Annotated in this window: 26 protein-coding genes; 11 read left to right on the top strand and 15 right to left on the bottom strand. The window is 68.6% G+C overall.

Annotated elements, in window-relative coordinates; translation table 11 throughout:
- Positions 1-6 precede the first annotated feature (6 nt).
- The 3 genes from gmhB to glyQ all read right to left on the bottom strand — a co-directional run bounded on the left by gmhB (position 7) and on the right by glyQ (position 3,612).
- Positions 7-537, bottom strand: coding sequence for a D-glycero-beta-D-manno-heptose 1,7-bisphosphate 7-phosphatase (gmhB, locus tag ACYJSS_RS23830; protein ID WP_111259241.1), 531 nt, complete (start codon positions 535-537; stop codon positions 7-9).
- Between the two features lie 76 nt (positions 538-613).
- The gene (glyS, locus tag ACYJSS_RS23825) at positions 614-2,668 is read right to left on the bottom strand and encodes a glycine--tRNA ligase subunit beta (protein ID WP_111259242.1); all 2,055 of its coding nucleotides are present in this window, start codon (positions 2,666-2,668) and stop codon (positions 614-616) included.
- A complete protein-coding gene (gene glyQ / locus ACYJSS_RS23820; protein WP_111259243.1) occupies positions 2,665-3,612 on the bottom strand; it encodes a glycine--tRNA ligase subunit alpha in 948 nt (315 codons plus the stop codon). The genes glyS and glyQ overlap by 4 nt, the downstream gene beginning before the upstream one ends.
- 207 nt (positions 3,613-3,819) lie before the next feature.
- On the opposite strand from glyQ, the gene ACYJSS_RS23815 reads away from it, so the two are divergent.
- The 3 genes from ACYJSS_RS23815 (at position 3,820) to ACYJSS_RS23805 (ending at position 5,699) form a co-directional block, all read left to right on the top strand.
- Positions 3,820-4,371 (top strand): DNA-3-methyladenine glycosylase I, encoded by a 552-nt coding sequence (locus ACYJSS_RS23815; RefSeq protein WP_111259244.1) that lies wholly within the window; start codon positions 3,820-3,822, stop codon positions 4,369-4,371.
- Between the two features lie 82 nt (positions 4,372-4,453).
- Positions 4,454-5,341 carry a lysophospholipid acyltransferase gene (locus ACYJSS_RS23810; RefSeq protein ID WP_111259245.1) on the top strand — a complete coding sequence of 296 codons (888 nt, stop codon included), beginning with the start codon at positions 4,454-4,456 and terminating at the stop codon, positions 5,339-5,341.
- Positions 5,342-5,435: 94 nt separating this feature from the next.
- Positions 5,436-5,699 carry a PilZ domain-containing protein gene (locus ACYJSS_RS23805; RefSeq protein ID WP_111259246.1) on the top strand — a complete coding sequence of 88 codons (264 nt, stop codon included), beginning with the start codon at positions 5,436-5,438 and terminating at the stop codon, positions 5,697-5,699.
- On the opposite strand, the gene ACYJSS_RS23800 is transcribed toward ACYJSS_RS23805, so the two are convergent.
- From ACYJSS_RS23800 to def, 6 genes are all read right to left on the bottom strand, one after another.
- The gene (locus tag ACYJSS_RS23800) at positions 5,696-6,139 is read right to left on the bottom strand and encodes a hypothetical protein (protein ID WP_236205100.1); all 444 of its coding nucleotides are present in this window, start codon (positions 6,137-6,139) and stop codon (positions 5,696-5,698) included. The genes ACYJSS_RS23805 and ACYJSS_RS23800 overlap by 4 nt on opposite strands.
- Positions 6,136-6,456, bottom strand: coding sequence for a tetratricopeptide repeat protein (locus ACYJSS_RS23795; RefSeq protein ID WP_111259248.1), 321 nt, complete (start codon positions 6,454-6,456; stop codon positions 6,136-6,138). Before ACYJSS_RS23795 ends, ACYJSS_RS23800 begins: the two co-directional genes overlap by 4 nt.
- Before the next feature lie 38 nt (positions 6,457-6,494).
- Positions 6,495-7,868 carry a Trk system potassium transporter TrkA gene (trkA, locus tag ACYJSS_RS23790; RefSeq protein ID WP_111259249.1) on the bottom strand — a complete coding sequence of 458 codons (1,374 nt, stop codon included), beginning with the start codon at positions 7,866-7,868 and terminating at the stop codon, positions 6,495-6,497.
- 11 nt (positions 7,869-7,879) lie between these two features.
- Complete coding sequence (gene rsmB / locus ACYJSS_RS23785; protein WP_236205099.1) at positions 7,880-9,193, bottom strand: 16S rRNA (cytosine(967)-C(5))-methyltransferase RsmB; 1,314 nt, start codon at positions 9,191-9,193, stop codon at positions 7,880-7,882.
- Positions 9,190-10,134, bottom strand: a complete 945-nt coding sequence (fmt, locus tag ACYJSS_RS23780) for a methionyl-tRNA formyltransferase (RefSeq protein ID WP_111259251.1) — start codon at positions 10,132-10,134, stop codon at positions 9,190-9,192. The genes rsmB and fmt overlap by 4 nt, the downstream gene beginning before the upstream one ends.
- Before the next feature lie 67 nt (positions 10,135-10,201).
- Positions 10,202-10,708 (bottom strand): peptide deformylase, encoded by a 507-nt coding sequence (gene def / locus ACYJSS_RS23775; RefSeq protein ID WP_043241851.1) that lies wholly within the window; start codon positions 10,706-10,708, stop codon positions 10,202-10,204.
- Between the two features lie 141 nt (positions 10,709-10,849).
- Here def and ACYJSS_RS23770 point away from each other — a divergent pair, with 141 nt between their 5' ends.
- The 3 genes from ACYJSS_RS23770 to ACYJSS_RS23760 all read left to right on the top strand — a co-directional run bounded on the left by ACYJSS_RS23770 (position 10,850) and on the right by ACYJSS_RS23760 (position 13,652).
- The gene (locus ACYJSS_RS23770) at positions 10,850-11,875 is read left to right on the top strand and encodes a LysM peptidoglycan-binding domain-containing protein (protein ID WP_111259252.1); all 1,026 of its coding nucleotides are present in this window, start codon (positions 10,850-10,852) and stop codon (positions 11,873-11,875) included.
- An 84-nt stretch (positions 11,876-11,959) separates the two neighbouring features.
- The gene (dprA, locus tag ACYJSS_RS23765; protein WP_236205098.1) at positions 11,960-13,054 is read left to right on the top strand and encodes a DNA-processing protein DprA; all 1,095 of its coding nucleotides are present in this window, start codon (positions 11,960-11,962) and stop codon (positions 13,052-13,054) included.
- A 40-nt stretch (positions 13,055-13,094) separates the two neighbouring features.
- Positions 13,095-13,652, top strand: a complete 558-nt coding sequence (locus ACYJSS_RS23760) for an L-threonylcarbamoyladenylate synthase (protein ID WP_111259254.1) — start codon at positions 13,095-13,097, stop codon at positions 13,650-13,652.
- Here ACYJSS_RS23760 and ACYJSS_RS23755 read toward each other — a convergent pair whose 3' ends face one another.
- Positions 13,653-14,630 carry a quinone oxidoreductase family protein gene (locus ACYJSS_RS23755; protein WP_111259255.1) on the bottom strand — a complete coding sequence of 326 codons (978 nt, stop codon included), beginning with the start codon at positions 14,628-14,630 and terminating at the stop codon, positions 13,653-13,655.
- A 156-nt stretch (positions 14,631-14,786) separates the two neighbouring features.
- Here ACYJSS_RS23755 and hemF point away from each other — a divergent pair, with 156 nt between their 5' ends.
- The gene (gene hemF, locus ACYJSS_RS23750) at positions 14,787-15,707 is read left to right on the top strand and encodes an oxygen-dependent coproporphyrinogen oxidase (RefSeq protein WP_111259256.1); all 921 of its coding nucleotides are present in this window, start codon (positions 14,787-14,789) and stop codon (positions 15,705-15,707) included.
- Positions 15,707-16,531 carry a shikimate dehydrogenase gene (aroE, locus tag ACYJSS_RS23745; RefSeq protein ID WP_236205097.1) on the top strand — a complete coding sequence of 275 codons (825 nt, stop codon included), beginning with the start codon at positions 15,707-15,709 and terminating at the stop codon, positions 16,529-16,531. Before hemF ends, aroE begins: the two co-directional genes overlap by 1 nt.
- A 61-nt stretch (positions 16,532-16,592) precedes the next feature.
- Here the strand turns inward: aroE and ACYJSS_RS23740 are convergent, their stop codons facing one another.
- From ACYJSS_RS23740 to betC, 3 genes are all read right to left on the bottom strand, one after another.
- Positions 16,593-18,152 carry a SulP family inorganic anion transporter gene (locus ACYJSS_RS23740; protein ID WP_236205096.1) on the bottom strand — a complete coding sequence of 520 codons (1,560 nt, stop codon included), beginning with the start codon at positions 18,150-18,152 and terminating at the stop codon, positions 16,593-16,595.
- 112 nt (positions 18,153-18,264) lie between these two features.
- Positions 18,265-19,191, bottom strand: coding sequence for a choline ABC transporter substrate-binding protein (gene choX / locus ACYJSS_RS23735; RefSeq protein WP_236205095.1), 927 nt, complete (start codon positions 19,189-19,191; stop codon positions 18,265-18,267).
- 52 nt (positions 19,192-19,243) lie between these two features.
- The gene (gene betC / locus ACYJSS_RS23730) at positions 19,244-20,749 is read right to left on the bottom strand and encodes a choline-sulfatase (RefSeq protein ID WP_236205094.1); all 1,506 of its coding nucleotides are present in this window, start codon (positions 20,747-20,749) and stop codon (positions 19,244-19,246) included.
- A 112-nt stretch (positions 20,750-20,861) separates the two neighbouring features.
- Here betC and ACYJSS_RS23725 point away from each other — a divergent pair, with 112 nt between their 5' ends.
- Positions 20,862-21,815 carry a choline sulfate utilization transcriptional regulator gene (locus ACYJSS_RS23725; protein ID WP_236205093.1) on the top strand — a complete coding sequence of 318 codons (954 nt, stop codon included), beginning with the start codon at positions 20,862-20,864 and terminating at the stop codon, positions 21,813-21,815.
- An 82-nt stretch (positions 21,816-21,897) separates the two neighbouring features.
- Positions 21,898-22,266 carry a DOPA 4,5-dioxygenase family protein gene (locus ACYJSS_RS23720; protein ID WP_111259262.1) on the top strand — a complete coding sequence of 123 codons (369 nt, stop codon included), beginning with the start codon at positions 21,898-21,900 and terminating at the stop codon, positions 22,264-22,266.
- 4 nt (positions 22,267-22,270) lie between these two features.
- On the opposite strand, the gene ACYJSS_RS23715 is transcribed toward ACYJSS_RS23720, so the two are convergent.
- On the bottom strand, positions 22,271-23,710 hold the full coding sequence (locus ACYJSS_RS23715; protein WP_236205092.1) for a flavin monoamine oxidase family protein: 1,440 nt from the start codon (positions 23,708-23,710) through the stop codon (positions 22,271-22,273).
- Between the two features lie 67 nt (positions 23,711-23,777).
- Complete coding sequence (locus tag ACYJSS_RS23710; protein WP_236205091.1) at positions 23,778-24,458, bottom strand: FadR/GntR family transcriptional regulator; 681 nt, start codon at positions 24,456-24,458, stop codon at positions 23,778-23,780.
- A 105-nt stretch (positions 24,459-24,563) separates the two neighbouring features.
- Between ACYJSS_RS23710 and ACYJSS_RS23705 the strand changes: the two genes are divergently transcribed.
- On the top strand, positions 24,564-25,430 hold the full coding sequence (locus ACYJSS_RS23705) for a carboxylate/amino acid/amine transporter (RefSeq protein ID WP_236205090.1): 867 nt from the start codon (positions 24,564-24,566) through the stop codon (positions 25,428-25,430).
- Positions 25,431-25,451: the final 21 nt, after the last annotated feature.

Here is a 25,451-nt window from a genome sequence, read left to right as displayed (position 1 = left end):
TTGGCCTTAGTTGAGAAGGTGCGCGGCTATCGCCGCCAGATCGTCGAATAACAGGGTATCGCCCGGCAAACCCTTCGCCAGAGTGATTTCGCCCTTGCCGGTCCTAACCAGTACGGGCTGACAATCGACGGCCCGAGCGGCTTCCAGGTCACCACTGCTGTCGCCGACGAACCACACGCCGACCAGAGGTACGCCATAGTGCGCGGCGATCTGGTGCAGCATGCCGGGCTTCGGCTTGCGGCAATCGCACCCATCGTCCGGGCCGTGGGGGCAATGCACGATCAGCCCCACTTCCCCGCCCTGCTCCGCCACCAGCTCGCGCAGGCGTGCGTGCATGGCATCGAGGGTTGCCAGGGGGTAATAGCCGCGGGCGATGCCCGACTGGTTGGTGGCCACGGCCACGGTCCAGCCTGCACGTGACAGGCGCGCGATGGCCTCGATGGAGCCCGGGATGGGGATCCATTCGTCGACCGACTTGATGTACGCGTCGGAGTCCTGGTTGATGACACCGTCGCGGTCGAGGATGAGTAATTTCATGACTTCAGCTTGAAGCTAGAAGCCGGAAGCTGGAAGCGAAACCATTGCCGCTTCAGGCTTCCAGCTTCAGGCTCTCTTACCCCAATACCGAAATATCGGCGACGCCGAGGAACAGCCCGCGCAGCTTCGCCAGCAGGGCGTAGCGGTTGGCGCGGACGGCGGCGTCTTCGGCGTTGACCAGCACCGCCTCGAAGAAGGCGTCTACCGGTTCGCGCAGGCTCGCCAGGTGGGCCAGGGCTTCGCTGTAGCAGCGAGCTGCCGCCATGGGCTGCACGGCGCGCTCGGCGGCCGCCACGGCCTCGGCCAGGGCCTTCTCGGTGGCTTCCTGGAGCAGGGAAGCATCGACGCTCTCCGGCACCGCGCCTTCGGCCTTGCCCAGCAGGTTGGACACGCGCTTGTTGGCGGCGGCCAGGCTGGCGGCTTCCGGCAGCTTGCGGAAGGCCTGCACGGCCTGTACGCGCTGGTCAAAGTCCAGGGCCGAAGTGGGTTGCAGCGCGCGCACCGAAAGGTACACGGCGACATCCACGCCTTCGTCTTCATAGCGTGCGCGCAGGCGGTCGAAGATGAAGTCCTGCACCTGGGCGGACAGGCCTTCGGCCTTCACCTTGGCACCGTACTGGGCGATGGCGACGTCCACGGCACCGGCGAGGTCCAGGTCGAGCTGCTTCTCGATGAGGATGCGCAGCACCCCCAGGGCCTGACGACGCAGGGCGAAGGGGTCCTTGCTGCCGGTGGGCAGCATGCCGATGCCGAAGATGCCCACCAGGGTATCCAGCTTGTCGGCCACGGCCAGGGCGGCCCCGGTCAGGGTCTGCGGCAGCTCGGCGCCGGCACCGCGCGGCATGTACTGCTCGTTCAGCGCCTGGGCGACGTCGTCGGCCTCACCGTCGTTCTTCGCGTAGTAGTAGCCCGCGATGCCCTGCATCTCGGGGAACTCGCCGACCATCTCGGTGGCCAGGTCGCACTTGGCGAGGATGCCGGCACGGGCCGCCTTGACCGGGTCGGCGCCGACCTGTTCGGCGACGTAGGCGGCCAGCGCGGAAACACGCTCGGCCTTCTCGAACACGGTGCCGAGCTGGGCCTGGAACACCACGTTCTTCAGGCGCTCGTTGAAGGTCTCGAGCTTCTGCTTCTTGTCCTGCTTGAAGAAGAACTCGGCGTCGGTCAGGCGTGGGCGCACGACCTTCTCGTTGCCCGAGATGATCTGTGCCGGGTCCTTGCTCTCGACGTTGGCCACTGTGATGAAGCGCGGTAGCAGCTTGCCGTTGGCATCCAGCAGGCAGAAGTACTTCTGGTTGTCCTGCATGGTGGTGATCAGCGCTTCCTGGGGCACCTCGAGGAAGCGATCCTCGAAGGAGCACACCAGCGGTACCGGCCACTCGACCAGCGCGGTGACCTCGTCCAGCAGGTCGGCGGGCACCACGGCGCTGCCCTTCTGCTCGGCGGCCAGCTCGGCGACGCGGCGGGCGATGATTTCGCGACGCTCGGCGAAGTCGGCCAGCACGTGGGCGGCGCGCAGGTCGTCCAGGTAGCTGGCGGGGCTGCCGATGCGCACCTGGTCGGGATGATGGAAGCGATGACCACGGGACTCGCGGCCCGCCTTCTGGGCGAGGATCTCGCACTCGACCACGTCATCGCCGAACAGCACCACCAGCCACTGGGTGGGGCGCACGAACTCCTCGCGGCGTGCCGCCCAGCGCATGCGCTTGGGGATCGGCAGGGCGGCCAGGGAGGCCTCGATGATGCCCGCCAGCAGGCCGGCCGCAGGTTGGCCGGCGATGGTCTGGCTGAACTTCAGCTTGGGGCCGCTCTTGTCGATCTGCTCGAGATCGACGCCGCACTTCTTGGCGAAACCGAGGGCGGCCTGGGTCGGGTTGCCGGCGGCGTCGAAGGCGGCCTGCAGCGGCGGGCCGTCGAGGTTGACGCTGCGGTCGGGCTGCTGGGTGGCCAGTTGCTCGATCTGCACCGCCAGGCGGCGCGGAGCGGCGTAGACGCGCGCGGCGCCGTGGCTCAGGCCGGCGTTCTTGAGGCCGCCGAGGATGCCGGCGAGGAAGGCGTCACCGAGGGCCTTGAGGGCCTTGGGCGGCAGCTCTTCGGTGCCCAGTTCGACGAGGAAATCTTGTGCACTCATTCTGCCGCCTCCAGCTTGGCCAGTACTTCGTCACGCAGTTCGGGGGTGGCCATGGGGAAGCCCAGGCGCGCACGCGCCTGCAGGTAGCTTTGCGCCACGGCGCGGGCCAGGGTGCGTACGCGCAGGATGTAGCGCTGGCGCTCGGTCACCGAGATGGCGCGGCGGGCATCCAGCAGGTTGAAGGTGTGGGAGGCCTTGAGGACCATCTCGTAGGTCGGCAGCGGCAGCTGCAGCTCGATCAGGCGGTTGGCCTCGCTCTCGTAGAAGTCGAAGAGCTCGAACAGCTTCGGCACGTTGGCGTGCTCGAAGTTGAAGGTCGACTGCTCCACCTCGTTCTGGTGGAACACATCGCCATAGGTGACGGTGCCGAACGGGCCGTCGGTCCAGATCAGGTCGTAGACCGAGTCCACGCCCTGCAGGTACATGGCCAGGCGCTCCAGGCCGTAGGTGATCTCGCCGGTCACCGGGTAGCACTCGATGCCGCCGACCTGCTGGAAGTAGGTGAACTGAGTCACTTCCATGCCGTTCAGCCAGATTTCCCAGCCCAGGCCCCAGGCGCCGAGCGTTGGGGATTCCCAGTTGTCCTCGACGAAGCGGATGTCGTGAACCAGCGGATCGATGCCGATGCGCTTGAGCGAGCCCAGGTACAGCTCCTGGAAGTTCTCCGGGTTGGGCTTGAGGACCACCTGGAACTGGTAGTAGTGCTGCAGGCGGTTGGGGTTCTCGCCATAGCGGCCGTCGGTGGGACGACGGGAGGGCTGCACGTAAGCGGCGTTCCAGGTCTCCGGGCCGATGGCACGGAGGAAGGTGGCGGTGTGGAAGGTGCCGGCGCCAACTTCCATATCGTAGGGCTGCAGCACCACGCAACCCTGCTCCGCCCAGTACTGCTGCAGGGCGAGGATCAGGTCTTGGAAGGTGCGCACGGCAGGCATAGTCTGGCTCACGAAATTTACCTGTGCTGAGGCTGCGACAAAGCCGAGGAGTATACCCGATCGAATCCCGCCGGACCCAGCAGCCACAGGCGTTTCGCTGACTGATCCAGAGGAGGATCGGCCTCCCTCCCCCGGCTCGCGCCCAGGCACTTCCATTACTGGTTTTTTATACAGCCTGGTGCGTATAGTGCGGCTTTTCCCGTTCCAGGAAGGAATGCCATGCCCCGCTGCTTCTGGTGCAACGACGACCCGCTCTACATCGACTACCACGACACCGAATGGGGCGTGCCCCAGCGCGATCCGCAGTGGCTCTTCGAGATGCTGCTGCTGGAGGGCTTCCAGGCCGGGCTGTCGTGGATCACCGTGCTGAGGAAGCGCGAGCGCTACCGCCAGGTGATGTTCGGCTTCGATGCGGCGCGCCTGGCCCGCATGAGCGACGAGGAGATCGAGGAGCGCATGCAGGACCCCGGCATCATCCGCAACCTGGCCAAGCTCAGGGCCGCGCGGCAGAACGCCCAGGCCTGGCTGCGCCTGGAGGACCCGGTGGCGCTGCTCTGGTCCTTCGTCGGCGGCACGCCGCGCATCAACCATTTCAGCGGGCGTGGCGAGGTGCCGGCAGTGACGCCCGAGGCGGAGGCCATGAGCAAGGCGCTGAAGAAGGCCGGCTTCACCTTCGTCGGGCCGACCATCTGCTACGCCTTCATGCAGGCCACCGGGATGGTCATGGACCACACCACCGACTGCGATCGCTACCAGGCGCTGAAAGGCTGAAGTCTCGATCGGGACCAATTGGTCATCGACGCTGGCGCGCGGCTGGTTAGAATACGCGCCTCGTCGATTCCTGGAGTTGCCCGTGGAGAAGTTCAAAGGCGCGCTGGTCGTGGGGTTTCTGCGGCTCTTCGCTCTGCTGCCCTGGGGCGTGGTCCAGCGCCTGGGGGCCGCCATCGGCTGGCTGATGTGGCGCCTGCCCAACCGCTCGCGCGAGGTGGTGCGCATCAACCTGTCCAAGTGCTTCCCGGAGCTGAGCGCCGCGGAGCTGGACGAGCGCACCCGCCTCAGCCTCATGGACATCGGCCGCACCCTGACCGAAAGCGCCTGCGCCTGGATCTGGCCCGCGCAGAAGTCCATCGGCCTGGTACGCGAGGTGGAGGGCCTGGACGTGCTGCAGGAGGCCCTGGCCAGCGGCAAGGGCGTGGTGGGCATCACCAGCCACCTGGGCAACTGGGAAGTGCTCAATCACTTCTACTGCGACCAGTGCAAACCGATCATCTTCTATCGCCCGCCGAAGCTGAAGGCGGTGGACGAGCTGCTGCGCAAGCAGCGCGTACAACTGGGTAACCGCGTGGCCCCCTCCACCCGCGAAGGCATCCTCAGCGTCATCAAGGAAGTGCGCCGGGGGGGGGCAGTGGGCATTCCGGCCGACCCGGAGCCGAGCCTCTCCAGCGGCCTTTTCGTGCCCTTCCTCGGCACCACCGCGCTGACCAGCAAGTTCGTCCACGGCATGCTCGCCGGCGGCAAGGCCCGGGGCGTTTTCCTGCATGCGCTGCGCCTGCCCGACGGTTCCGGCTTCAAGGTCATACTCGAAGCGGCGCCCGAGGCGATGTACAGCGAGGACGTCGAGACGTCGGTCGCGGCCATGAGTGGCGTGGTGGAGCGCTACGTGCGTGCCTACCCGACCCAGTACATGTGGAGCATGAAGCGTTTCAAGAAGCGCCCCGAGGGCGAGCAACGCTGGTATTGAGGCGCCTTATGGCGCCTTTTTTCCGTCACCTCTGTGCGGCGCCCCGGTTTTAGGCTATTAACGGCACACCACGGCTGAGGATGGCTAGCAGACGATGTCGAACCAGCGCCAGTACCCGCGCACTCCGATGAAGTGCCGCATCAAGATCAGTCACGAGAGCTTCGGCGAGCTGCTCGCTCAGACCCGCGACCTGTCCGACGGCGGCGTCTATGTGCGTCATCCCGATCTCGTCGCGCTGCCGCTTGGCACCGTGGTCACCGGCCAGGTGCAGGACCTGCCCTTCGAGGCGCCGGTGTTGCAGATGGAGATCATGCGTGCCGACGGCGAAGGCGTCGGGTTGCGCTTCCTCGAGCGCTAGTCCGCTTCCGCCGCCATCAGCACCAGGTCTTCACAGCCCTTGCGGCGGCAACCCCAGCGATACTCTTCCCGCGTCGGTCCGTCGCCACGCCAGGTGGTGGCTGTGGCGGCGCCGTTGATGCGGAAGCTCCACACCTGCCCTGCCCCATCGTGCAGGCGCCCCTCGATGCTGCACGGCAGCCAGTAGAACTGGTGGTGCAGCACCACGCCGTCGAGCAGCTCGCCCAGTTGGAAGAAGCGCTCGACCTGTTTCGGCGACAGTGACCACTGCCTGCAGGCATCGGCCATCGCCATGTCGGAATTGCTGACCCCTTCGAACAGCGGACGCGAGGCTTCGAGCACCGTGAACGGGCCTTTGGGGTCGGCGGCCTGTGCACCCGGCAGCAGGGTCAGCGCCAGGGCGAGGGCGAAGGGACGATGCATCCGCTTGAGGGCGCTCAACGGGCTGGCGCCTGGCGGTCCAGGCGCTTGAGGAACACCGACATCTCCTTCTCGGCCTGCTTGTCGCCATGGGTCCGGGCGGCGTCCAGGCCGCGCTCCCAGGCATCGCGGGCGGCCGAGTCGTCACCACTGGCCTGCAATGCCTTGCCCAGGAGCTTCCAGGCGGCGGAATACGTCGGGTCCTGCTCCACGCAGCGGGCCAGGTGCGCGGCTGCGCGGGTGGCGTCGCCCTGGTCGAGGTAGCCCTTGCCCAGGCCGAAGCGCAGCAGCGGGTTGTCGGTGCCCTTGGCGAGCATCTTCTCCAGTCCTTCGAGCATGGCGCTCTCCTTGTTGGCGGCGATCCGGCGGGCAGGCCTCAGAAGAAGGTGAGGCCCACCTGGAACAGACGCTCGGCGTCGCGGATGTATTTCTTGTCGACGAGGAACAGGATCACATGGTCGCCGGACTCGATCACCGTATCGTCGTGGGCGATCAGCACCTCGTCGTTGCGGATGATGGCGCCGATGGTGGTGCCCGGCGGCAAGGCGATGTCCTCGATCATGCGGCCCACCACCTTGCTCGACTTGGCGTCGCCATGGGCGATGGCTTCGATGGCTTCGGCCGCCCCGCGGCGCAGGGAGTGCACGCTGACGATGTCGCCGCGGCGCACGTGGGTCAGCAGGGTGCCGATGGTGGCCAGCTGCGGGCTGATGGCGATGTCGATGTCGCCGCCCTGCACCAGGTCAACGTAGGCGGGGTTGTTGATGATGGTCATCACCTTGCGTGCGCCCAGGCGCTTGGCCAGCAGCGAGGACATGATGTTGGCCTCGTCGTCGTTGGTCAGCGCCAGGAAGATGTCGGCCTCGTTGATGTTCTCCTCCACCAGCAGGTCGCGGTCCGAGGCGCTGCCCTGAAGCACCACGGTGCTGTCGAGGGTGTCGGAGAGGTAGCGGCAGCGGGCCGGGTTCATCTCGATGATCTTCACCTGGTAGCGGCTCTCGATGGCCTCCGCCAGGCGCTCGCCGATGTGGCCGCCGCCGGCGATGACCACGCGCTTGTAGCTGTCCTCCAGGCGGCGCATCTCGCTCATCACCGCACGGATGTGCGCCTTGGCGGCGATGAAGAACACCTCGTCGTCGGCCTCGATCACCGTGTCGCCCTGGGGCGTGATCGGGCGGTTGCGACGGAAGATCGCGGCGACGCGGGTGTCGACGTTGGGCATGTGCTGGCGCAACTGGCGCAGCTCCTGCCCCACCAGCGGGCCGCCGTAGTAGGCCTTGACGCCCACCAGTTGGGCCTTGCCCTCGGCGAAGTCGATCACCTGCAGTGCGCCGGGGTACTCGATCAGGCGCTTGATGTAGTTGGTGACCACCTGCTCGGGACTGATCAGCACGTCGACCGGGATGGCCTCGTTGTCGAACAGCCCGGCGCGGGTCAGGTAGGCCGCCTCGCGCACGCGGGCGATCTTGGTCGGCGTATGGAACAGGGTGTAGGCGACCTGGCAGGCCACCATGTTCACCTCGTCGCTGTTGGTCACCGCCACCAGCATGTCGGCGTCGTCGGCGCCGGCCTGGCGCAGCACGGTGGGGAAGGAACCCCGCCCCTGTACGGTGCGGATGTCGAGGCGGTCGCCGAGGTCGCGCAGGCGGTCGCCGTCGGTGTCCACCACCGTGATGTCGTTGGCTTCGCCGGAGAGGTGTTCGGCGAGCGTGCCGCCGACCTGTCCCGCACCGAGGATGATGATCTTCACTGATCGCTCCGTTAGCCGCGTGGTGAGGCGGCGATTTTTATCAGCTTGGCATAGTAGAAGCCGTCGTGGCCGTCTTCCCGGGCCAGCAACTGGCGCCCGTGGGGCTGCTTGAGGCCGAAGGTGCCGGCGATGTCCAGTTCGCGCGCGCCAGGGGTGCGCTCGAGGAAGGCGGCGATGTTCTCGCTGTTCTCCATCGGCAGCGTGGAGCAGGTGGCGTAGACGAGGATGCCGCCGACCTCCAGGGTCGGCCAGAGGGCATCGAGCAGCTCGCCCTGCAGCTGCGCCAGGGCGGGTATGTCCTCGGCCTGGCGGGTCAGCTTGATGTCCGGATGGCGGCGGATCACGCCGGTGGCCGAGCAGGGTGCGTCGAGGAGGATGCGCTGGAACGGCTTGCCGTCCCACCAGGCGCCGGTGTCGCGGCCATCGGCGGCGATCAGCGTGGCGTGCAGGCCGAGGCGCTGGAGGTTCTCGCGCACCCGTGCCAGGCGGCTTTCCTCCAGGTCGACGGCCACCACGCCGGCCAGGCCGGGTTCGGCTTCCAGCAGGTGGCAGGTCTTGCCGCCGGGGGCGCAGCAGGCGTCGAGCACGCGCTGGCCGGGGGCGAGTTCGAGCAGGTCGGCGGCCAGTTGCGCGGCTTCGTCCTGCACGCTGACGCGGCCTTCGGCGAAGCCGGGCAGGGTCTTCACGTCACGCGCTTCGATCAGGCGGATGCCGTCGCGGCTAAATTCGCAGGGCTCGGCTTCGATGCCCGCAGCGCGCAGCTCGGCGAGGTAGGCATCGCGCTCGCCATGGCGGCGGTTGACCCGCAGGATCAGCGGCGGATGGGCGTTGTTGGCGGCGCAGATGGCTTCCCAATGCTCGGGCCAGGCGGCCTTGAGTGCCTTCTGCAGCCAGCGCGGGTGGGCGGTGCGCACCATCGGGTCGCGCTCCAGCTCGGCGAAGATCGCCTCGCCATCGCGTTGCGCATTGCGCAGAACGGCGTTGAGCAGACCCTTGGCCCAGGGCTTCTTCAGCTTCTCGGCGGCACCCACGGTTTCACCGATGGCGGCATGGGCAGGGATGCGGCTGTAGAACAGCTGGTAGAGGCCGACCAGCAGCAGTGCTTCCACGTCCTTGTCGGCGGCCTTGAAGGGCTTTTGCAGCAGGCGCTCGGCCAGGGCCGAGAGGCGGGGCTGCCAGCGTGCGGCGCCGAAGGCCAGGTCCTGGGCGAGGCCGCGATCGCGCGGGTCGACCTTGTCCAGCTGCGCGGGCAGGCTGCCGCCCAGCGAGGCCTTGCCGGAGAGGACGGCGGTCAGCGCGCGGGCCGCGGCGAGACGTGGGTTCATGCGCCGAGCACCTGGCCGGCGGCGAACTGCTCGCGGCGGCTGTTGAACAGGTCGGCGAAGGCCAGCGGCTTGCCGCCCGGCAGTTGCAGGCGGGTCAGGCGCAGGGCGCCGCTGCCACAGGCCACGGTCAGGCCATCCTTGCTGGCGGCGAGAATCTGACCGGGCTGGCCGCTGCCGTCGGCGAGCTGCGCGGCGAGTACCTTCAGCGGCTCGCCGCCGAGGGTGCTGTGGCAGATCGGCCAGGGGTTGAAGGCGCGAACCAGGCGCTCCAGCTCATCGGCGGGGCGGCTCCAGTCGAGGCGCGCCTCGTCCTTGTTCAGCTTGTGCGCGTAGGTGGCCAGGGCATCGTCCTGCACTTCGCCCACCAGGGTGCCGGCGGCGAGCTGGGCGATGGCCTGCACCACGGCCTGCGGGCCAAGGCTGGCGAGACGGTCGTGGAGGGTGCCGCCGGTGTCTTCGGCGGTGATCGGGGTGACCACCTTGAGCAGCATCGGCCCGGTGTCCAGGCCCGCTTCCATCTGCATCACGGTCACGCCGCTCTCGGCATCGCCGGCCTGCACCGCGCGCTGGATCGGCGCGGCGCCCCGCCAGCGCGGCAGCAGGGAGGCATGGCTGTTGATGCAGCCGAGGCGCGGGGTGTCGAGCACCACCTGCGGCAGGATCAGGCCGTAGGCGACCACCACCATCAGGTCGGCACCGAGGGCCTTGAGCTCGGCCTGGGCGTCGGCATCGCGCAGGGTCGGCGGCTGCAGGACGGGAATGCCGTGCTGCAGGGCGAGCTGCTTGACCGGGCTCGGCATCAGCTTCTGGCCACGGCCCGCCGGGCGATCCGGCTGGGTGTAGACGGCGACGATGCTGTGCGGCGTATCGAGCAGGGCCTTGAGGTGCTCGGCGGCGAATTCCGGGGTGCCGGCGAAGACGAGGCGCAGGGCTTGGGTCATGCGGGGCTCACTTGGTCACTCTGAAAAAGAAAAAGGCTTGCCGGAGCAAGCCTTTGGGGTTCGGCGATCAAGCCTGCTGGCGGTGCTGCTTTTCCAGCTTCTTCTTGATCCGGTCACGCTTGAGCGTCGACAGGTAATCGACGAACAGCTTGCCGTTGAGGTGGTCGCATTCGTGCTGGATGCACACCGCGAGCAGCCCCTCGGCAATCAGTTCGTAGGGCTTGCCGTCGCGGTCCAGGGCCTTGATTCGCACCTTCTGCGGGCGGTCGACGTTCTCGTAGAAGCCCGGCACCGACAGGCAGCCTTCCTGGTACTGGTCCATCTCGTCGGTCAGGGATTCGAACTCGGGGTTGATGAAGACCATGGGCTCGGACTTGTCTTCGGACAGGTCCATCACCACCACACGCTTGTGCACGTTGACCTGGGTGGCAGCGAGGCCGATGCCCGGTGCGTCGTACATGGTTTCGAACATGTCGTCGATCAACTGGCGCACAGCGTCGTCCACCACGTCCACCGGTTTGGCGATGGTACGCAGGCGTGGATCGGGAAATTCGAGGATGTTCAGGATCGCCATATGCGTTTGTGATGCACTTGTAGAATAAAGTCAAAATCCGCTGCTAAGATGATGAGCAGCATTGAAAAACGCCTGCAAAGCCCGGTTGGGGCGGCTTTCAGGCCGTTTCGCGTGAACGCACATAATAAAGGGATTCACCGCATGAGGAAATCACTACTCGCCCTGCTGCTCCTTGCTGCCAGTGGGTTGGCACAGGCTGCGGTGGAACTCAAGGATGGCCACCCGGAGCACTACACGGTAGTGCGCGGGGATACCCTCTGGGATATCTCGGGCAAGTTCCTGCGCGAACCCTGGAAGTGGCCGGAAATCTGGCACGCCAACCCGCAGATCGAGAACCCGCACCTGATCTACCCGGGCGACACCCTGAGCCTCGTCTACGTCGACGGACAGCCGCGCCTGATGCTCGATCGCGGCGCCTCCCGCGGCACCATCAAGCTGTCGCCCCAGGTGCGCAGCACGCCGATGGCCGAAGCCATTCCGACCATCCCGCTGGAAGCCATCAACAGCTTCCTGCTGAGCAACCGCATCGTCGACACGCCCGAGCAGTTCAATGGCGCTCCCTACATCGTCGCCGGCAACGCCGAGCGCGTTGTCAGCGGCGCGGGCGATCGCGTCTATGCGCGCGGCAGCTTCGACGAGCAGAACCCCACCTACGGCATCTTCCGCCAGGGCAAGACCTACATCGATCCCGATACCAAGGAATTCCTCGGCATCAACGCCGACGATATCGGTGGCGGTGACCTGGTCGCCCAGGAAGGCGACGTGGCGACCATGACCCTCACCCGCTCGACCCAGGAAGTCCGCCTGGGCGACCGCCTGTTCCCGACCGAACAGCGCTCGGTGAACTCCACCTTCATGCCCAGCTCGCCGACCACCGACGTCAAGGGCCTGATCCTCGATGTGCCGCGTGGCGTGAACCAGATCGGCCAGTTCGACGTGGTGACCATCAACAAGGGCAAGCGCGACGGCCTGGTAGAAGGCAACGTGCTGGCGGTCTACAAGACCGGCGAGACCGTGCGTGATCGCATCACCGGCGAATCGGTGAAGATCCCCGACGAACGCGCCGGCCTGCTGATGGTGTTCCGCACCTACGACAAGCTCAGCTACGGGCTGGTCCTGGCGGCCAGCCGACAGCTGGCGGTGATGGACAAGGTGCACAATCCCTAAGCAAACCAAGCCCCCGTCCTACGGGGGCTTGTTGTATACAGGGCGGCCTGCCGCCCTGCGCGGCGCTGGTCAAGGACGATCCCCATGCCGCCCCCCTCCCCGGCCGAAGTCGAAGCCCGCCTCCGTCTGCACAGCCTCCCCGAACTCGGGCCTCGCCGCTTCCGCATCCTGATCGACGCCTTCGGCAGCGCCTCCGCCGCCCTCAGCGCCCCGGCCGCCGCCTGGCGTTCATTGCGCCTGCCCGACACCTGCGCCGGCCCTCGACGCAGTGAAGAGGTGCGCACCTGCGCCGCCCGGTCACTGGCCTGGCTGGAGGCGACGGACAACCACCTGCTGATGTGGGACGACCCCCGCTACCCCGCCCTGCTCGCCGAGCTGCCCGACGCGCCGCCGCTGCTGTTCGTGCGCGGCGACCCCACGTTGCTCGAGCGTCCGCAACTGGCGATGGTCGGCAGCCGTCGCGCCTCGCGGGCCGGGCTGGACAGCGCCCATGCCTTCGCCCGCAGCCTCGCGGCCGGCGGCTTCTGCATCACCAGCGGCCTCGCCCTCGGGATCGACGGCGCCGCCCACCAGGGCGCGCTGGATGCCGGCGGGCACACGGTCGCCGTGCTCGGCACGGGCCTGGAGCGCATCTACCCGAGCCGGCACAAGGGCCTGGCCGACGCGATAGTCGCCGGCGGTGGCGCGCTGGTTTCCGAGCTGCCGCTGGACTGTGCGCCCCAGGCCAGCAACTTTCCCCGCCGCAACCGCATCATCAGCGGGCTCTCCGTGGGCGTTCTCGTGGTCGAGGCCAGCCCGGCCAGCGGCTCGCTGATCACCGCGCGCCTGGCCGCCGAGCAGGGCCGCGAGGTCTATGCCATCCCAGGTTCCATCCATCATCCCGGGGCGCGTGGCTGCCACCAGTTGATCCGCGACGGCGCCACGCTGGTGGAAACCGTCGGCCACGTGCTCGAGGCCCTGCGTGGCTGGCAGGCGCTCGCCCCCGATCCCGCCGAGCCGGGTGCCCAGCTGCATGACCACCCGCTGCTCGACCTGCTGCGCGCCGCGCCCTACAGCAGCGAGGCCCTGGCTGCCGCCAGCGGCTGGGAGCTGCCCCGCGTACTGGCCGCGCTCACCGACCTGGAGCTCGATGGCTGCATCGCCCGTGACGCCGGGCTCTGGGTTCATCGGCGCGGTTGAGGCCTGTACACTCGCGCCATCGTTTTTCCGGGAGTGGGCAATGGTCAGCAACTGGCAGGTTCGGCAAGTGGCGCGGGTGGTACGGGGCGGCGGTGTGATCGCCTATCCGACGGAGGCCGTCTGGGGGCTCGGCTGCGACCCCTGGAACGAAGAGGCCGTCTATCGCCTGCTGGCGCTCAAGGCGCGCCCCGTGGAGAAGGGGCTGATCCTGGTGGCCGACGACATCGAGCAGTTCGACTTCCTCCTCGATGGCCTGCCCGATGCCTGGAAGGAGACGCTGGCCGCCTCCTGGCCCGGACCCAACACCTGGCTGGTGCCGCACCAGAACCTGCTGCCGGAGTGGATCACCGGCAAGCACGACAGCGTCGCCCTGCGCGTCAGCGACCACCCCCTGGTGTGCCGCCTGTGCGCCGAGGTCGGCCCACTGGTCTCCACCTCCGCCAACCCCGCCGGACGGCCTTCCGCCGTATCGCGCCTGCGCGTGCAGCAGTACTTCCCCGGCGAGCTGGATGCCGTGCTGGTGGGCGCCCTCGGTGGGCGCCGCAACCCCAGCACCATCCGCGACCTGGTCACCGGGCGGGTCGTGCGCGCCTCCTGATCAGGGCAGCAGCACGCTCGAACCGCTGGTGCGCCGGCCCGCCAGGTCAGCGTGGGCGCGGGCGATGTCGGCCAGGGCATAGCGCTGGCCGATCTCCACCTTCAGTGCGCCGCTGGCGATCATCCCGAACAGCTCGTCGGCCATGGCCTGCAGGTTCGCCGGCGTGTCGGCGTAGCTGCCCAGGGTGGGCCGGGTCACGTAGATCGACCCCTTCTGCGCCAGCACCCCGAGGTTGACCCCGGTGACCGCCCCCGAGGCGTTGCCGAAGCTCACCAGCAGGCCGCGCGGGGCCACGCAATCCAGCGAGGTCTCCCAGGTGTCCTTGCCCACCGAGTCATAGACCACCGGGCACTTGCGCCCCTCGGTGAGCTCCAGCACCCGTTGCACCACGTTCTCGCGGCTGCTGTCGATGCATGCCCAGGCGCCCAGGGCCCTGGCACGCTCGGCCTTCTCGGCGGAACCGGCGACCCCGATCAGGCGCGCGCCGATGGCCTTGGCCCATTGGCAGGCGATGGAGCCGACACCGCCGGCGGCGGCATGGAACAGCACCGTCTCGCCGGCCTTCAGCGCGTGGGTCTGGCGCAGCAGGTACTGCACCGTCAGGCCCTTGAGCATCACCGCAGCGGCCTGCTCGTAGCCGATGGCGTCGGGCAGCTTCACCAGGTTGGCCGCCGGCAGCACGTGGTATTCGCCGTAGGCGCCCAGGGGACCGGTGCCATAGCCGACCCGGTCGCCCACCTTCAGGTGCTCGACACCCGCGCCCACGGCATCCACCTCGCCCGCGCCCTCGTTGCCCAGCCCGGAGGGCAGCGACGCCGCCGGGTAGAGCCCGCTGCGGAAATAGGTCTCGATGAAGTTGAGGCCGATGGCGTGGTTGCGCACCCGCACCTGGCCAGGGCCGGGTTCGGCGACCGGCGCCTCCACCAGTTCGAGCACCTCGGGACCGCCGTACTGGGAAAACTGCACACGCCTGGCCATGGTCGACTCTCCTGCTCGGGGAAAAGCCTCAATCCAAGCCTCCCGCTTGATCGGCGTCAAGCCACCGCGAGTCCTTCGCGGTGGTATGCTTGCGCCCTCTTTTTTCCCTGCAAGCCCCGTCCTGCGGCGCGCAAGCCGATCCAAGGTGCATTCGACGTGAGTAAACACATTGAGGCCGTGAAGGCCTACCTGCTCGATCTGCAAGACCGTATCTGTGCCGAACTGGCAGCCGAGGACGGCGGCGCCGGCTTCGTCGAGGACGCCTGGGAACGCCCCGCCGGCGGTGGCGGCCGCACCCGCGTGCTGGAGAACGGCAAGCTGATCGAAAAGGGCGGGGTCAACTTCTCTCATGTGTTCGGCAGCAGCCTGCCGCCCTCGGCCAGCGCCCATCGCCCGGAGCTGGCCGGCCGCGGCTTCCAGGCCCTCGGCGTGTCCCTGGTGATCCACCCGGAGAACCCGCACATCCCCACATCCCACGCCAACGTGCGTTTCTTCATCGCCGAGAAGGAAGGCGAGGAGCCGGTCTGGTGGTTCGGCGGCGGCTTCGACCTGACCCCCTACTACGCCCATGAGGAAGACTGCGTGCTCTGGCACCAGGTCGCCCGCGACGCCTGCGCCCCCTTCGGCGCGGACGTCTACCCGCGCTACAAGGAATGGTGCGACCGCTACTTCCACCTCAAGCACCGCAACGAACCGCGCGGCATCGGCGGCCTGTTCTTCGACGACCTGAACCAGTGGGACTTCGACACCAGCTTCGCCTTCATGCGTGCCATCGGCGACGCCTACATCCAGGCCTACCTGCCCATCGTGCGCAAGCGCCGCCACACCCCCTTCACCGAGCAGCAGCGCGAGTTCCAGGCCTTCCGTCGCGGTCGCTACGTGGAGTTCAACCTGGTGTTCGACCGCGGCACCCTGTTCGGCCTGCAATCGGGCGGGCGCACCGAATCCATCCTCATGTCCCTGCCGCCCCAGGTGCGCTGGGGCTACGACTGGAAGCCCGAGCCGGGCAGCGAGGAAGCGCGCCTGACGGAATACTTCCTCCAGGACCGTAACTGGCTCGAGGAGGCGGGGCTCTGATGGATCGCTACGCCGTCTTCGGCAACCCCATCGGCCACAGCAAGTCGCCGCTGATCCACCGCCTGTTCGCCGCGCAGACCGGCCAGGCGCTGGAGTACGAGGCCTTGCTGGCGCCCCTGGACGACTTCACCAGTTTCGCCCGCGCCTTCTTCGTGCAGGGCCTGGGCGGCAACGTCACCGTGCCCTTCAAGGAGCAGGCCTTCCAGATGGCCGACAGCCTCAGCGAGCGCGCCCGTCGCGCTGGCGCGGTGAACACCCTCAAGCGCCTGGAGGACGGCAGCCTGCTGGGCGACAACACCGACGGCGCCGGCCTGGTGGGCGACCTGATGCGCAATGCCGGGCTCGAGCTCGCCGGCCAGCGCATCCTCCTGCTCGGCGCCGGTGGTGCCGTGCGCGGCGTGCTCGAACCCCTGCTGGCCCAGCGCCCGGCCGCGGTGGTGATCGCCAACCGCACGGTGGAGAAGGCCGAGCAGTTGGCCCGTGAGTTCGCCGACCTGGGCCCGGTGCTGGCCAGTGGTTTCGACTGGCTGGAAGAGCCGGTGGACCTGATCGTCAACGGCACTTCCGCCAGCCTCGCCGGCGAGCTGCCGCCCATCTCGCCAAGCCTGATCGAGGCCGGCCATACGGCCTGCTACGACATGATGTACGGCGCGCAGGCCACCGCCTTCAACCGCTGGGCCCAGGAGCAGGGCGCCGCGCGCACCATCGATGGCCTGGGCATGCTGGTGGAGCAGGCGGCCGAAGCCTTCCTGCTCTGGCGCGGCGTGCGCCCGGAAACGGCGCCGGTCCTCGCCGAACTGCGCCGGCTGCTCGCCCAGGGATGAGTGGATCGTCCCGGGCGTAGGATGGCTAGAGCGCAGCGAAACCCATGCTGCCGCGCCCGTCCTATCCCTCGATCACCAGGCGGCTGTGCTCGTCTTCCAGCTTGCGCAGCTCGCGCTCCACGTGGGGCCGGGCGTGGCGCAGCACCAGGGTGCGGCCCTGCCCGTGCAGGCGACGGGCCTCGTTGTGCAGCAGGCTCACCCCGGCGAAGTCGATGAAGTTGATGTGGTGGGCGTCCAGCACCAGGCGCTTGCCCAGGCTGCGCTGGATCAGCCGCTGCACGTAGGGGCAGGCGCCGAAGAAGATCGAGCCCTCGATGCGCAGCACCTCCTCCTCGGCGTCACCCGATTGCAACACGCGCGGCCGCGAGGTGCGCTTGAGGTAGAAGAACAGCGACGCCAGTACCCCCGCATAGATCGCCGTCTGCAGCTCCAGCACCAGGGTGGCGAGGGCCGTCAGCGCCATCACCACGAACTCCGCCCGGCTCACCCGCCACAGCTGGCGCATGCCCGGCACATCGATCAGGTTCCAGCAGATCAGCAGGATGCTCGCCGCCATCGCCGGCAGCGGGACATGCGCGATCAGGCCGGCGCCGACCAGGGCGAACAGCGCCACCCACAGCGCCGAGCACACCCCTGCCAGGGGCGAGCGGGCGCCGGCCTGCAGGTTCAGCGCCGAGCGGGTGAAGGAGCCGCTGGAGAGGTAGCCGGAGAACCAGGCCCCGACCAGGTTGGACAGGCCCTGGCCGCGGGTCTCGCGGTTGGCGTCCAGCACCTGCTGCGACTGGGTGGCCAGGGCGCGGGCGATGGACAGGCTCATGACCAGGCCGAGCAGCCCGCAGGCCACCGCCGAAGGCAGCAGGCGTAGGATGTCGTCGAGGTCGAAGCGCAAGGCCGTGAACGGCGGCAGGCGGCCCTCGAAAGGTGGCACCAGCGGCACGCCGGCCATGCTGCCGGGCAGTGCCAGCACCAGCAGGCTGCCCGCCACCAGCCCCAGCAGCAGGGCCGGCAGTCGCGGGGCGAAGCGCCGCAGCAGCAGCGTCACCACCAGGGTCGCCAGCGCCACCAGCACCGAAGGCAGGTGCACCTCGCGCACGTGCCCCGCCAGTTGCAGTGCACCTTGCAGCGCCGTGGCGCGGCCTTCCAGGCTCGGCAGGCCGAGCAGGTTGGGGATCTGCCCCAGGGCGATGACCAGTGCCGCGCCGCAGGTGAAGCCGATCACCACCGATTGCGAGACGAAGTTGGCCAGCGCGCCGAAGCGCAATGCGCCGAGCAGCCACTGGAACAGCCCGGCGAGGAAGGTCAGCAACAACACCAGGGCGATGTAGTCGCCGCTGCCCGGCAGGGCCAGGGGGCTGACGCTGGCGAACAGCACCACGGAGATCGCCGCCGTCGGCCCGCCGATCAGGTGCCAGGACGAACCCCAGAGGCAGGCGATGATCACCGGCACCACGGCGGCGTAGAGGCCGTATTCGGCCGGCAGCCCGGCGATCAGCGCATAGGCGATGGATTGCGGCAGGGCGAGGATGGCGCCGGTCAGGCCTACCAGTGCGTCACGCCCCAGGCTGCGCCCGGTGGTCCGGGGCAGCCAGTCGAGGAAGGGGAAGAGGGTGGTGATCTTCATCGTGTGACGCGGCACGGTCTCGTTGGCGGTGTGGGTGGGCGAATTCCTTCGCGATGGGCCGCGACCATACGCCACCTCTTGTGGACGGGGGCCATCCCATCGGCCCCACGGATCACAGCTTCGCCTTCACCGCTGCCAGTGCATCGCCGCCCTCGCGGGTGGTCACGCCCTGCAGCCAGCCCTCGACCACCTGCGGGTTGGCCTTGAGCCAGGCCTTCACCGCCTCGTCGTTGCCGGCGTTCTTGCTCAGCACTTCGTTCATCACCGCGTTCTCCATCTCCTGGGTGAACGCCAGGTTGGCCAGCAGCTTGCCGACGTTGGGGCACTGCTGGGCGTAGCCCTTGCGCGCCAGGGTGTTCACCGTGCCGCTCGCGCCGAAGTACTTCTCGCCGCCCTTGAGGTACTTCATGTCGTACTGCACGTTCATCGGGTGCGGGGTCCAGCCGAGGAACACCACGAAGTCCTTGCGCTTCACCGCGCGGCCCACCTGCACCAGCATCGCCTGCTCGCTGGACTCCACCAGCTTCCAGTCGCCCAGGCCGAATTCATCGCCCTTGATCATGTCCTGGATGGAGATGTTGGCCGGCGAGCCGGCGGCGATGCCGTAGAGGGTGTGCTTGAACCTGTCGGCGTGCTTGTCCAGGTCGGCGAAGGTCTTCACCCCCGCGTCATAGGCGTAGGTGGGCACCGCCAGGGTGTACTCGGTGCCGCCGAGGTTCTGCGCCACCTTGTCCACCTCGCCGGTGGCGACGAACTTGTCGTAGTTGCTCTGCTGGGCCGGCATCCAGTTGCCGAGGAAGACGTCCACCTGGCCCTTCTGCAGGCCGGCGAAGATGATCGGCACCGCCAGGGTCTGGGTCTCGGCCTTGTAGCCCAGGCCGTCGAGGAGCAGGCGGGCGACGCCGTTGGTGACGGCGATGTCGCTCCAGCCCGGGTCGCCCAGCTTCACGGTCGCGCAGCGGGCGTCCTCGGCGTGGGCGGTGGCGATCAGGGCGCTGCAGAGCAGCGTGGCGGCGAACAGCGTGGTGGTGGTCTTCATGCCTTTTCCTTGTGAGTGGAGGTGTGGCCGGCCGTGGGTTCGTCCCCTCTGGTCAGGGCTGTGGATAACGTGCGCGGCGCTCCAGATCGTCGAGGTCGATGTGGTTGCGCATGTACTGCTGGCTGGCGTCCACCCAGGGCTGGTGGTCCCAGCTGGTGAGCCGGCCCTGCTCCAGCGCGCCGGCGACGAAGCGGCGGCGGCGCTGGCTGGCGAGCGTCGCCTGGTGGATCGCGGGGATGTCCCAGCGCGCCCGGGCTTCGGCGAGGAAGGCCTCGAGCACCTCGCGGTGGCTCGCGGATGCGGCCAGGTTCTCCAGCTCGCGAGGGTCGCCTTCCAGGTTGAAGAGCAGCAGCGGGTCCTGCTCCGAATAGACGAATTTCCACGGGCCACGGCGGATCATCATCAGCGGGCTGGTGGTGCCTTCGGCCATGTATTCGCCGAACACCTCGTCATGCCCACCCTCGCCCGCCAGGTGCGGCAGCAGCGAGCGGCCATCCAGTGGCAGCTGCGGGTCCAGGGTGCCGCCGGCCAGCTCCACCAGGGTCGGCAGCAGGTCCAGGGTCGACACCGAGGCCTTCACCCGGTGTGGCGCGAAACGCCGCGGCGCATGCACCAGCATCGGTACCCGCGCGGCCATCTCGAACCAGTGCATCTTGTACCAGAGGCCGCGCTCGCCAAGCATGTCGCCGTGATCGCCCGAGAACACCAGGATGGTGTCCTCGGCCAGGCCGCACTCCTCCAGCGTCGCGAGCAGCGCGCCGATATGCGCGTCGACGTAGCTGCAGGCGCCGAAGTAGGCGCGGCGGGCATCGATGACCTTGGACTCGGGCAGCGGCTTGTCCCACAGGTCGATGACCTTGAGCAGGCGCTGCGAGTGCGGGTCCTGCTCGTGCTGGGCCAACTGCACCGAGGGCAGCGGGATGTCGGCCTCGCGGTACAGGTCCCAGTACGCGCGGGGGATGGTGTAGGGGTCGTGGGGGTGGGTCATCGACACCGTCAGGCAGAACGGCCGCCCGGCCTGTTCGCGCACGTGGTCGTAGAGGTACTGGCGGGCCTTGAACACCACCTCCTCGTCGAAGTCCAGCTGGTTGGTGCGCACGCAGGGCCCGGCCTGCAGCACCGAGGACATGTTGTGGTACCAGCTCGGGCGCACGTCAGGCTCGTCCCAGTTCACCGCCCAGCCGTAGTCGGCGGGGTAGATGTCGCTGGTCAGGCGCTGCTCGTAGCCGTGCAGCTGGTCCGGGCCGCAGAAGTGCATCTTGCCGGACAGCGCGGTGCGGTAGCCGAGGCGGCGCAGGTAGTGGGCGTAGGTGGGCACGTCGGCGGGAAAGTCGGCCGCGTTGTCGTAGGCACCGATCTTCGACGGCAGCTGGCCGCTCACCAGGGTGAAGCGCGAGGGCGCGCAGAGCGGGCTGTTGCAGTAGGCCGAGTCGAACACCACGGCGCGTTCCGCCAGGCGTTGCAGGTGGGGCATGTGCAGGGGCAGGCCACCGTGGAAGGGCATCAGCGGCGCCGCCATCTGGTCGGCCATGATGAAGAGGATGTTGGGGCGGGTCATGGGGCCTTCATCCATACGATCGGTTTATGCGAGAGTGCTGGCGTCGATCATGGAACCCCGGAAGTCCTCCGGTAAACCGCATGTGCGCACATGCCTTGGATAAGTGAATCTTATGGCAGACCTGCAACCCGAACTCTCCCTCGACCTGCTGCGCGTGTTCGAGGCGGCCGCGCGGCACCTGAGCTTCACCGCCGCTGCGGTGGAGCTGGGCACCACCCAGCCGGCGGTGAGCCAGCAGATCCAGCGCCTGGAGAAGCAGCTGGCCACGCGGCTGTTCGACCGCATCTACCGCGGCATCGAACTGACTGACAGCGGGCGCCTGCTCTTCGTTCATGTGCAGGACGGCCTGCGCGCCATCAACCTCGGGCTCGAGGCCGTCGGTGCGCGGACCCAGCACGAGGTGCTGCAGGTGGCCACCGACTTCGCCTTCGCCGCCTATTGGCTGATGCCGCGCCTGCACCGCTTCCACGAAGCCCACCCGGAAATCGACGTCAGCCTGGTGACCAGCGACCGCACCATGAACATGCTGCGCTCGGAGATCGACGTCGGCATCGCCTTCGGCGACGGTCGCTTCAAGCACGGCGATGCGCTGCTGCTGTTCCGCGAGGAGGTATTCCCGATCTGCAGCCCACGCCTGCTCAAGGACCAGCCAGCCCCCCTGCCCGCCGCCGCGCTCGCCCAGCTGCCGCTGCTGCACCTGAAGCCCGAGGTGCGCACCCGCTGGTTCGACTGGGAGGCGGTGTTCCGCGGGTTGGGCATCGACCGGCCACCGGGCTCCGGGTCGCTGCGCTTCGACAACTACACCCTGCTGGTGCAGGCCGCCATCGCCGGCCAGGGCGTCGCCATCGGCTGGCGCTACCTGGTCGACGAGCTGATCGACCAGGGCCTGCTGGCGCGGGTGATCGAGGGCAGCCTGACCTCCGATTTCGGCTATTACGTGGTGCTGCCCGAGCGCAAGCGCCGCGCGCGGGTGGTGGCCTGTTTCGTCGAATGGCTGCAGCAGGAGCTGGGCGACGGTACCGACCCGGTGCAGAGGATCCGCCATCGCGAAGGCATCGCCGTCTGAGCCCAGCCCCTGGCGAACCCCGAGCGGAGCCGCTCGGCTTGCGGGTACCATGCGAGCTTGCCGGTACCCGAGAGAGGCGAACATGCAGGCCGCATCCCAACCCCGCATCAAGGGCTTCCACGCCCATGTCTACTACGATGCCGAAAGCTTCGAGCAGGCGCGCGAACTCTGCGAAGAGGCCGCGCGCCGTTTCCCCCTGAAGATGGGCCGCCTGCACCGCGAGCCGGTCGGCCCGCACCCGGACTGGAGCTGCCAGCTGGCCTTCCGCCCCGAGCTGTTCGGCGAGCTGATCCCCTGGCTCGCGCTCAACCGCGCGGGCCTCAACGTGCTGGTTCATCCCATCACCGGCAGCGACCTGCGCGACCACCGCGACTACCCGATGTGGATGGGCGCCGTGCGGCCGCTGGACCTCTCCGACCTCAGCGACGGCGCCATCGAGTACGACCTCTAGCGACTCAGGCCGGGCGCAGCGCCGCCAGCACCTCCTCGGCCGCGCGCCGGCCGGCGCGCACCGCGCCCTCCAGGTAGCCGCACCAGACCGGCGATGTCTCGCTGCCGGCCCAGTGCAGGTTGCCCAGCGGGGCACGCAGGTGGCGGCCATGGCGGCTCAGCAGGCCCGGCGGCAGGGGGGATACGCAGCCGGCGGTCCAGGGCTCGCGGTTCCAGTCCTGCTCCACGTACGCCAGCGGCCGGCCCGCTTCCTCGCCGAACAGTCGCACCAGGTCCTTCAGCACCCGGGCCTGGCGCTTGCGGGGGTTGTTCCCCGCCCGCGCCGGGTCGAGGAAGGCCAGCAGCACGCCCTCGCCCTGGTCGGAAGGGCTGCTGTCGAAGGTCATCTGCACCAGAGCGGTGTCGATGAAGCCGGCACCCGATAGCTGCGCCTCCCGCCAGAAGGGACGCGCATAGCTCAGGTGCACCTTCATGCCGCTGCCGCCGGTCCAGCCCCTCTGCAGGGCGGCGCGACCTTTCGGCAGCGCCGGGGCGAAGCCGATGCGGGCCATGTCGGCGGGCATCATCGCGACTATCACGCGGCGGGCACCGATGCGGCCCAGGGCGCAATCCAGGGTGACCGCCTCCTGGTCCCAGCCCTCGATGCGTCGCACCGGCGCGCCCAGCAGCACCGAGGGCCCGAGCTGCTGCGCCAGGTTCACGGACAGCCGCTGGGCGCCGCCCTGCAGGCGGAACTGCTGTGCCTGGTCGTCCAGCGCGGCGAAACCGCCAGCGGAGTGCAGGTAGAACAGGAACCACAAGAGCGAGACCCGTTCCGGGGCGCTGTTCAGGGTGGTGGCGACCGTGGTGGACACCGCCTCGACCGCCTCGGCGTCGGCGCGCTCGGCCCTGAGCCAGGCGGCCAGGCTCCAGCGGTCCCATTCCTCGGCATGGGGCGCAGCCCAGGGCGCTTCCAGGGGCACCTGCTCCGCCATGGCCTGCAGCCGCAGGTGCAACGCGCGCACGGCATCTCCCGCAGGCTCGTCGGCATCGAAGGTGTAGCGCTCGCCACCCAGCAGGGCGGCCATCTGCCCCGCGCGGTACTGCGGCACCAGGGGCACGCCCAGGTCACCGGCCAGGGCCATCACCATCGGCTGGTCGCCGCCGACCCACTGGCCGCCGCCGTCCACCTCCAGACCCTCGCCCAGCGGCTGGTTGACGGTGCGCCCGCCGACCCGCTCGCGCGCCTCGAGTACCACCACCTTCAGGCCGCTGTCGGCCAGGTGTCGTGCCGCCACCAGCCCCGACAGGCCTGCGCCGATGACCGCGACGTCCACCTCCAGGACGCAAGGTCCAGGCACCGCCGCGCGCCCGGTCCGGGTGAGGGCAGCGAGCAATGCGGCGCCGCTGAGGCACAGCAGGTGCCGACGGGTCAGGGACGTGGTTTCGAGCAGTCGATAGCGCATGGTGTTCTCCACTTGGTAACCAAGTTGCCGGAGGCAAAAAAACGACCGCTTCCGGCGGTCGTCGGGTTCAGGCCGAGGTGGTACGCACCGAGGCCAGGTAGAAGGGCACGGGGTCCTGGCGCGCCTGCAGCTGGCGGGACAGGGTCAGGTAGAACCAGCGCAGCTCGGCAGGGTCGTCGTCGGTGGCGTCGCGGTCGTCGGTCCAGCGCTGCCAGAGCGCCATTTCCATCTGCAGGATGCGATTGCGACCGAGGGTGGTGATGCGTTTCCAGAACGCATCCTCCAGGCGCTGCGCCTCGGCGGCGTCCAGCGTGGCCGGGCACGCCTCGACCTGCTGCAGCAGCTGCTCCCGCTCTGCGTCCGTGGCATGGCGCGAGGCCGCCTCCAGCAGGCCGATGGCGTAGAGCTGCTGGTATTCGGCCAGGTCCCGCAACAGGCGCGAGGCGGCGTCGGACTGCAATCGGGCGGCGCAGCGCAGCAGCAGCTCGAAGATCCGCGCGTCGGCCCGGCCCGGGTCCAGCACGCGGCTGGCACCGCCCTGGCGGACCTCCACCAGGCCGATGTCCTTCAGCTTGTGCACGGCCTGGCGCACGGTGATGCGCGAGACGCCGTAGCGCTCGGCCAACAGGCGCTCGGCCGGCAGCGATTCGCCAGGCGCCAGCTGGCCGTCGAGTATCTCGATGAACAGGCCTTCCAGCGCGGCGTCGGCGGCGTGCCCCCTGGGGGCGGGTGTCTTGAATTCGTCCATGGCGGGAAAATCTACTTGGTTACCAAGTTAAGTCAAGGCCCCGTGGCGAATCGACGCGCGCCAGGCCACGGCCTATGATCCGCCGCCTGTTTTCGGAGACCCGCCATGCGCTACCTGCTCGTCGTCACCCTGCTCTGGGCCTTTTCCTTCAGCCTCATAGGCGAGTACCTGGCCGGGCGGGTGGACAGCGATTTCGCCGTGCTGGCGCGGGTGCTGATCGCCGCCCTGGTGTTCCTCCCCTTCACCCGCTGGCGCGGCTTGCCGCCAAGGCTGCTGGCTGGGTTCTGGCTGGCCGGGGCGCTGCAGTTCGGCATCACCTACCTGTGCCTGTACCGCAGCTTCGCCGTGCTCACGGTGCCGGAGGTGCTGCTGTTCACCGTGCTCACGCCCATCTACGTCACCCTGCTGGACGATGCCCTCGCCCGGCGCTTCAGCCCCTGGGCGCTGCTGGCCGCGCTGGTGGCGGTGGGCGGCGGGGTGATCATCCGCCTCGACCGCCTGGAAGGGGACTACCTGCTCGGCTTCATCCTGCTGCAGGTGGCCAACGCCACCTTCGCCGCCGGCCAGGTGCTGTGCCGCCGCCTGCTGGTGCGCTACCCGGTGGAGCAGCCGCTGCACCGCTTCTTCGGCCACTTCTTCCTCGGTGCGCTGCTGCTGGCGCTGCCCTCCTTCCTGCTCTTCGGCAACCCGGAACGCCTGCCGCAGACCGCCGTGCAATGGGGCGTGCTGCTGTGGATGGGCCTGTTCGCCACGGCCCTGGGGATGTTCTGGTGGGTGAAGGGCAGCACCACCGTGAGCGCCGGCACCCTGGCGGTGATGAACGAACTCCACGTTCCCGCCGGGCTGGTGGTCAACCTGCTGATCTGGAACCGCGACGCCGATCTCCCCCGCCTCGCCCTGGGCGGTGCGGTGATTCTCGCCTCCCTGTGGATAAGTCGCCTGGGCCGGCGGCCTGTCGAGTTGCGGCTTTAGGAACAATGGTGGGCTGAAGCC

This window comes from Pseudomonas sp. No.21 (assembly GCF_054558415.1).
Note: the sequence above shows the minus strand (reverse complement) of the source record. Positions and strands in the feature narration are given on the sequence as shown.

Coding starts and splice junctions, on each gene's coding strand:
- gmhB (WP_111259241.1), bottom strand. CDS start 537: ATGAAATTACTCATCCTCGACCGCGACGGTGTCATCAACCAGGACTCC.
- glyS (WP_111259242.1), bottom strand. CDS start 2,668: ATGAGTGCACAAGATTTCCTCGTCGAACTGGGCACCGAAGAGCTGCCG.
- ACYJSS_RS23815 (WP_111259244.1), top strand. CDS start 3,820: ATGCCCCGCTGCTTCTGGTGCAACGACGACCCGCTCTACATCGACTAC.
- ACYJSS_RS23805 (WP_111259246.1), top strand. CDS start 5,436: ATGTCGAACCAGCGCCAGTACCCGCGCACTCCGATGAAGTGCCGCATC.
- ACYJSS_RS23795 (WP_111259248.1), bottom strand. CDS start 6,456: ATGCTCGAAGGACTGGAGAAGATGCTCGCCAAGGGCACCGACAACCCG.
- rsmB (WP_236205099.1), bottom strand. CDS start 9,193: ATGAACCCACGTCTCGCCGCGGCCCGCGCGCTGACCGCCGTCCTCTCC.
- fmt (WP_111259251.1), bottom strand. CDS start 10,134: ATGACCCAAGCCCTGCGCCTCGTCTTCGCCGGCACCCCGGAATTCGCC.
- def (WP_043241851.1), bottom strand. CDS start 10,708: ATGGCGATCCTGAACATCCTCGAATTTCCCGATCCACGCCTGCGTACC.
- ACYJSS_RS23770 (WP_111259252.1), top strand. CDS start 10,850: ATGAGGAAATCACTACTCGCCCTGCTGCTCCTTGCTGCCAGTGGGTTG.
- dprA (WP_236205098.1), top strand. CDS start 11,960: ATGCCGCCCCCCTCCCCGGCCGAAGTCGAAGCCCGCCTCCGTCTGCAC.
- ACYJSS_RS23760 (WP_111259254.1), top strand. CDS start 13,095: ATGGTCAGCAACTGGCAGGTTCGGCAAGTGGCGCGGGTGGTACGGGGC.
- ACYJSS_RS23755 (WP_111259255.1), bottom strand. CDS start 14,630: ATGGCCAGGCGTGTGCAGTTTTCCCAGTACGGCGGTCCCGAGGTGCTC.
- aroE (WP_236205097.1), top strand. CDS start 15,707: ATGGATCGCTACGCCGTCTTCGGCAACCCCATCGGCCACAGCAAGTCG.
- ACYJSS_RS23740 (WP_236205096.1), bottom strand. CDS start 18,152: ATGAAGATCACCACCCTCTTCCCCTTCCTCGACTGGCTGCCCCGGACC.
- choX (WP_236205095.1), bottom strand. CDS start 19,191: ATGAAGACCACCACCACGCTGTTCGCCGCCACGCTGCTCTGCAGCGCC.
- betC (WP_236205094.1), bottom strand. CDS start 20,749: ATGACCCGCCCCAACATCCTCTTCATCATGGCCGACCAGATGGCGGCG.
- ACYJSS_RS23725 (WP_236205093.1), top strand. CDS start 20,862: ATGGCAGACCTGCAACCCGAACTCTCCCTCGACCTGCTGCGCGTGTTC.
- ACYJSS_RS23720 (WP_111259262.1), top strand. CDS start 21,898: ATGCAGGCCGCATCCCAACCCCGCATCAAGGGCTTCCACGCCCATGTC.
- ACYJSS_RS23715 (WP_236205092.1), bottom strand. CDS start 23,710: ATGCGCTATCGACTGCTCGAAACCACGTCCCTGACCCGTCGGCACCTG.
- ACYJSS_RS23710 (WP_236205091.1), bottom strand. CDS start 24,458: ATGGACGAATTCAAGACACCCGCCCCCAGGGGGCACGCCGCCGACGCC.
- ACYJSS_RS23705 (WP_236205090.1), top strand. CDS start 24,564: ATGCGCTACCTGCTCGTCGTCACCCTGCTCTGGGCCTTTTCCTTCAGC.